A 6650-nucleotide genomic window follows, 5' to 3' on the forward strand; every position below is an offset into this window, starting at 1 on the left:
GAAAGGATATATCCAGCACATAAGTTAATTAAATTAACACGAATATGCTTGAATCATATATCACTTATATAGTTGAGTTACTCCCCTCTGACTACAAAGTCATAGGTATTCTATTAATATGAATATTATACACAAATTTAAATTTTATAACAATCCATATAATTTGATTTCTGGGAATTTTTCTTCAAACCATCTTGTAGCAAACTCATTTTCAAATAAAAATACATAGTTGTCATAAATATCTTTCACTAAAATTGAACGTGATGAACTCATTTTATCTTTGATATCTTCTTCATTTTCTATCCAACGTGCAATTTTTTGACCAACTGGTTCCATGACAACATCAACATTGTATTCATTTTTCAAACGATGCTCAAAGACTTCGAATTGTAATTGTCCCACTGCACCGATAATAATTTGATTCGTATGCAACGCTTTATAATACTGTATCGCACCTTCTTGTACAAGTTGCTCGATACCTTTATGGAAGTGCTTTTGTTTCATGACATTTTTAGCAGAAACTTTCATAAATAGCTCTGGCGTAAATTGTGGCAGTTCCTGGAAACTAAATTTCTGGTTGCCACCCACAAGCGTATCACCAATTTGATAGTTACCTGTATCATAAAGACCAATAATATCACCGGCTACAGCATGATTGACTGTTTCTTTATCATCTGCCATGAATGATGTGGAACGCGTAATTTTTTGTTTTTTCTTAGTACGTTGTAAAGTCACATCCATACCACGTTCGAATGCGCCACTTACTACACGCATAAATGCAATTCTATCTCTATGTTTTGGATCCATATTGGCTTGAATTTTAAAAATAAATCCAGAAAAATCAATATCAAATGGGCTCACTTCTACATCTTCATTTGTTTGACGTGCGTTTGGCATTGGTGCGTGATCGACATAGGCATTCAAGAAATTTTGAACACCAAAGTTTGCAAGTGCAGACCCAAAGAATACAGGCGTTAAATCACCGTTTAATAACGCTTCATTATCAAATGTTTCGCCCGCTTCTTCAACCAACATTAATTCTTCAATAGCTTGTGCAAATGCACTATCATTTTTCATAGGATGATCTTCTTCTAATTCATAATCATCATTTAAATGTAAGACATTCTCTTCGTCTCTAAATGGCTCAATTGTATGTGTATCTCTATCAATAATCCCAAAGAAATTCTGTCCCATACCTACTGGCCAGTTCATAGGGTACGTTTCAATTTCTAATGTAGATTCAATTTCATCTAGTAGTTCAAATGGTTCTTTACCGACTCTATCTAATTTATTGATAAATGTAAAAATCGGAATACCTCTCATTTTACATACTTTGAATAGCTTTAATGTTTGAGGCTCGATACCTTTAGCACAGTCGATGACCATGACTGCACTATCGACAGCCATCAATGTTCTGTATGTATCTTCTGAAAAGTCTTCATGCCCTGGTGTATCTAAGATATTGATTTTATAGTGGTCATAGTCAAATTGCATAACTGAACTTGTAACAGAGATACCACGTTCTTGTTCCACTTTCATCCAGTCACTCGTTGCGAATTTACCACTCTTCTTACCTTTAACTGTACCTGCTTCTCTTATCGCACCACCAAATAATAATAATTTTTCGGTTAATGTTGTTTTACCAGCATCAGGGTGAGATATAATCGCAAAGGTTTTTCTTGATTCTACTTCTTCCTTTATACTCATATATATGCTCCTTTAATTCTCAAATATCCATTTAACGATGTCATCAGCTATTTGTTCTGCTATTGACTCATCAAGTATCGTAAATAAGTGTATCACAACTGCTTCGTGAATATCATCTTGATTTGACGTCTCAGAAATTTCAACAGACCAATTCATATCTGGGATAGCTACGAGCAATAATTGATTATCTATATGCTCATAAATATATACTCTCCCTTGTATTTCCTGATAATTTAATGTTCTAATCTTCATTAGGGCCTCCACCGAATTTTTCATATGCTGCTTCAAGTCCGATAAAATCATCTCGATGTGGTACTTTGATATGACCAGGCATAATTTGGTAAGGTTCGCGACCTTTAGACGCTAATACGACAGTATCTCCTGGCTCTGCAACTTCAATGGCATGTCGTATGCCTTCAGCGCGATCATCAAATTCAATATAATTATCATGAGTCGCACCCTTAGCTAACTCATGTGTTAATTTTTTAGGATCATCATTTGCTGGATTATCCGGTGTAAAAATGACATAGTCCGCACGACAAGCAACTCTGCCCATTTCAGGTGTTTTAGTTAAATCTCTTTCCCCGGCCATACCACATAGGAAAATCAATTTTTGTTTAGCGAATGGTTTTACCGCATCAATTAACTTATCCATACCATCTGCAGTGTGCGCGTAATCAATAATTAAATCTATCGGTAATGATGGATCTAGCACTTCTAATCGACCTTCAACCGGTTCTAAATATTCAACTGCATGCACAATATCCGTCAATGAAATACCTTTACTCCAAACTGCAATCATCGCTGCCATGATATTCGATACGTTGAACAAACCGACATACGGTGACTTCACATGAAAGACACCCTCTGGCGTATTAAAATCAAACGTAACACCTTGAAGCGATTCTTTAATTTGACTTGCGGTAAATTGAGCATCATTGGTTACGCCATATGTAAATACCTCAAATGGTGTTACTGATGCTAAGTACTCTGAGAATGTATCATCATTATTAAGAACGACATATTTCTCTTGTGATAAATCTTCACCTAATTGACTAAACAGTAAGGATTTCGCATGTCCATATGCTTCCATCGTGCCATGAAAATCTAAATGATCTTGTGTTAAATTTGAAAAAATAGCTACATCAAAATCGACACCACGTAATCTTCCTAATGATAACCCATGGCTTGAAACTTCTAGCGTCATCGCTTCCGCCTCTTGTTCAACAGCCTCATTTATTTTTTTCGTGAGTGACACCGTTTCTGGCGTAGTATTAGCACCTTTTGACTTTGTTTCATTTATTTGGAAACCATTCGTACCTAAGTATGCACTGCCTTTACCTAGTTTTCTATATATATGATGAATCATCGTTGCTATAGATGTCTTGCCATTCGTACCAGTCACGCCATAGGTTACAAGATGTTTACTTGGATAGTTAAACAATGTATTGGCTAATAGACTTGCTACTCGTAATGTGTCAGGCACTATAACTTGCGTTACATCTCCTTCTAATTCTTGCTCGTGATTGACAATAATAATTTGGCAACCTTGTTCAACTACATTCTGACAAAATCGATGACTATCAACCGTATATCCTTTCGAGGCAACAAATATACTACCTTGTTGTGCCGTACGAGAGTCCGTAGTTATATCAGTTACATTTCTATCTAACGTACCTATAACTTGTTTCACTCTTATTTTTTCAAACAACACGTTTGCTTTCAACATCTATCGCTCCTTTATTTCCAATACTTCTATTATACACATTTTCTTGTGTTTTTATAGAATCTCTTCCTTTGTTTATATTTATTTCTTCCTATTATATATAGACTGCTATTGGCGTAAAAATTTATTAGAAATTATTTATTGTTAACATAATGTTGTCCCATTGTTAATATTTTCTTAAAATATCATTTTGACCGTATACTTTTACATTAATAATGGTATTGTAGTGATAACAACAACATATTTTTATCACAATGTTAAATCCCAATACAGTATGTATCATTTCACAACTGTTTGTAAAATGATATAATCATTATTAATTGTGTGTTTTTTCTTTCACGCATTAAAAAAATGCGGTAAACTTAGTATGTGCTAAATATAATCTATTGGAGGGTGGCTTTTAATGGTTACTCAAAATAAAAAAATACTGATAATTACTGGATCTTTTGGTAATGGGCATTTACAAGTTACACAAAGTGTAGTGAACCAATTTAAAGAAATGAATCTAGACAATTTAACAGTTATCGAACATGATTTATTTTTAGAAGCACACCCAATCCTAACTTCTATCTGTAAAAAATGGTATATCAACAGCTTTAAATATTTTAGAAACATGTATAAATCCTTTTATTATAGTCAACCAGACAAATTAGATAAATGTTTTTATAAATATTATGGCCTAAATAAATTAATCAATTTGCTTTTAAAAGAAAAGCCAGACTTAATATTACTAACATTCCCAACACCAGTCATGTCTGTGTTAACCGAACAATTCGATATGAACATTCCAATTGCAACAGTTATGACGGACTATCGTTTACAGAAAAACTGGATAACACCGTTTTCTCAAAAATACTATCTTGCAACTGATGAGTTAAAAGAAGAGTTTGCAAGTATTGGCATTCCTAAAGATAAATTAAAAGTCACTGGAATTCCAATTTCTGATAAATTCGAGAAGAACGTCGATCAACATGCCTGGTTAAGTCAAAATAACCTTGATCCAAACAAACCGACTATTTTAATGTCTGCAGGAGCTTTTGGTGTTTCTAAAGGCTTTGGACCAATGATACAAGACATATTAAATCGTAGTCCACATGCGCAAGTTGTTATGATATGTGGTAAAAGTAAAGAACTTAAGCGCTCGCTATCATCTCAATTTAAAAATTATGATAACGTACTCATACTTGGCTATACGAAGCATATGAATGAATGGATGGCCTCAAGCCACTTAATGATAACGAAACCAGGTGGTATTACAATTTCGGAAGCATTAACACGTCAAATTCCAATGATATTCCTAGATCCTGCTCCGGGCCAAGAACTTGAAAATGCAGTCTATTTTGAAGAAAAAGGCTATGGTCGTATTGCCAAAACACCTGAAGCTGCAGTTGAACAAGTTGCTTCATTGACAAATGCTCCAGATAAACTGGCAACAATGTCAGAAGCGATGGACGCATCGCGTATTCCATATTCAACATATAAATTATGCAAAGATTTATTAAACTTACTCAATCATTCATCACATTATGAAGAAGTTTATGGAAAGGTACCTTTATATGCAAAGCTCTTCGTTAAATAATCATAATCATAAATCTAATAAAAATTTCATAATCATGCTAATTATCTTATTCTTAATGGAATTCGCGCGCGGTATGTACATATTAAGTTATTTAGCATTGCTTCCAACAGCAACTTCTATCGCGGTAGGTATTACATCTATCGCTATTTCTATACATTTTATAGCAGATGCGACGACAAATTTCGTCATAGGTTTTTTACTTAAACGCCTAGGCACGAAAGTCGTACTGACGTTAGGTTTCCTACTTGCCTTCGCAAGCTTGTTCTTTGTGATTTGGTTCCCTACTTCACCTGTGGTCCTAATAACTAGTGCAATCTTACTGGGAATTGCAGTAAGTCCGATTTGGGTCATTATGTTAGCAAGTGTTGATGAAAAAAACCGTGGTAAAGAAATGGGCTATGTTTATTTCTCTTGGTTACTTGGCCTACTCGTTGGTATGGTGGCAATGAATGTCATATTCAAATTCCATCCTACACAGTTTGCCTTTTTAATGTCACTTGTTGTATTGATAGCATGGATACTATATTATTTCGTAAAAATACGTCTTACCAACTATAATACGCGCCCTGTGAAGCAACAATTAGGTCAAATCGTGAATGTCACTAAACGTCACCTCATTCTTTTCCCTGGTATTTTATTACAAGGTGCTTCCATAACTGCTTTAGTACCAATATTACCAACCTATGCTACGAAAGTGGTTGGCGTTTCTACTTTAGAATATACATTTGCACTTGTATTTGGTGGTATCGGCTGTGCGATATCTATGCTCTTTTTATCTAAAATTATAGATAATCATGGCAAACAATTTATGTATGGTATTATTCTCGGTGGATTCTTGTTATATACGATAATGATTTTCGCGTTATCATTGATTACAAATATAACACTCGTTTGGGTCTTAGCTGTATTTATCGGATTGATGTATGGTATCTTACTTCCAGCATGGAATACCTTTATGGCAAGTCACATTCATTCTGAAGAACAAGAAGAAACTTGGGGTGTCTTTAACAGTGTTCAAGGTTTCGGATCAATGATTGGTCCGCTTGTGGGTGGACTTATTACAGAATTCACAAGATCCGTAAACAACACTTTCTATTTTTCGGCCTTAGTATTCTTATTCTTAGCTATTTTTTATGGTATTTACTTTATTAAATCTAAACGCTCAGTGCATTCAAAATAAAACATAATGATTATTTAGGCTCTTTGTCAATAACGGTTGGTCTATAAAAAATAAATATATTTCGATACATCAAGCAACTCGTTTTTGTTGCTTGATGTATTTTTTATGTTGAGAGACAAATAATCTAGAAATTATAAGGATTCTATTTCTAAAGTTAATGAAATTGTGATAGCCGTAGGCATTTCTCTTTATCAATTTTATTTTGTTTATGATACCTTCAATCGGTCCATTCGTAAATTTAGGGTAACTCATAGTGTTTTCAATATACGGTAAATACTCAATAAATGTTTTAATAATACGTTTGAGACCTTCGGAAATATCTTCGTTTTTTGCTTTGTTTAAAACTTCTTCGAAGCGTTTTGGATTATTCATTCTTAGTGCATTTAGTATTTGATGACCCATACGATATGTTGCTTCTAATTTATCATCTAAAGAAAGTAAATACTGCAATGCACTAT

Annotated in this window: 6 protein-coding genes; 2 read left to right on the forward strand and 4 right to left on the reverse strand. The window is 34.0% G+C overall.

The features are described from left to right. Nucleotides 1-144: 144 nt before the first annotated feature. From ACSULM_RS10960 to ACSULM_RS10970, 3 genes are read right to left on the reverse strand one after another with little or no spacing between them, the layout of a single operon-like run. Complete coding sequence (locus ACSULM_RS10960; protein WP_436855321.1) at nucleotides 145-1707, reverse strand: peptide chain release factor 3; 1563 nt, start codon at nucleotides 1705-1707, stop codon at nucleotides 145-147. Between the two features lie 12 nt (nucleotides 1708-1719). Next, on the reverse strand, nucleotides 1720-1959 hold the full coding sequence (locus tag ACSULM_RS10965) for a YueH family protein (protein WP_436862674.1): 240 nt from the start codon (nucleotides 1957-1959) through the stop codon (nucleotides 1720-1722). Next, nucleotides 1949-3433 carry a UDP-N-acetylmuramoyl-L-alanyl-D-glutamate--L-lysine ligase gene (locus tag ACSULM_RS10970; protein ID WP_436862678.1) on the reverse strand — a complete coding sequence of 495 codons (1485 nt, stop codon included), beginning with the start codon at nucleotides 3431-3433 and terminating at the stop codon, nucleotides 1949-1951. The genes ACSULM_RS10965 and ACSULM_RS10970 overlap by 11 nt, the downstream gene beginning before the upstream one ends. Nucleotides 3434-3836: 403 nt before the next feature. On the opposite strand from ACSULM_RS10970, the gene ACSULM_RS10975 reads away from it, so the two are divergent. After that, nucleotides 3837-5012: a diglucosyl diacylglycerol synthase gene (locus ACSULM_RS10975; RefSeq protein ID WP_436862675.1), complete on the forward strand. Its 1176-nt coding sequence runs from the start codon at nucleotides 3837-3839 to the stop codon at nucleotides 5010-5012. After that, nucleotides 4990-6192 (forward strand): lipoteichoic acid biosynthesis MFS flippase LtaA, encoded by a 1203-nt coding sequence (ltaA, locus tag ACSULM_RS10980; protein WP_436862676.1) that lies wholly within the window; start codon nucleotides 4990-4992, stop codon nucleotides 6190-6192. Before ACSULM_RS10975 ends, ltaA begins: the two co-directional genes overlap by 23 nt. A gap of 69 nt (nucleotides 6193-6261) precedes the next feature. On the opposite strand, the gene ACSULM_RS10985 is transcribed toward ltaA, so the two are convergent. Next, a partial coding sequence (locus ACSULM_RS10985; protein WP_436862677.1) for a transposase occupies nucleotides 6262-6650 on the reverse strand: 389 nt, incomplete at its 5' end.

The sequence above is a fragment of the Staphylococcus caeli genome (genome assembly GCF_051413795.1).
GTDB classification, from domain to species: domain Bacteria; phylum Bacillota; class Bacilli; order Staphylococcales; family Staphylococcaceae; genus Staphylococcus; species Staphylococcus caeli_A.

Bases quoted from the DNA above. Each gene is read 5' to 3' on its own strand.
- ACSULM_RS10975 (WP_436862675.1), top strand. From the start codon at position 3,837: ATGGTTACTCAAAATAAAAAAATACTGATAATTACTGGATCTTTTGGT.
- ltaA (WP_436862676.1), top strand. From the start codon at position 4,990: ATGCAAAGCTCTTCGTTAAATAATCATAATCATAAATCTAATAAAAAT.
- ACSULM_RS10960 (WP_436855321.1), bottom strand. From the start codon at position 1,707: ATGAGTATAAAGGAAGAAGTAGAATCAAGAAAAACCTTTGCGATTATA.
- ACSULM_RS10965 (WP_436862674.1), bottom strand. From the start codon at position 1,959: ATGAAGATTAGAACATTAAATTATCAGGAAATACAAGGGAGAGTATAT.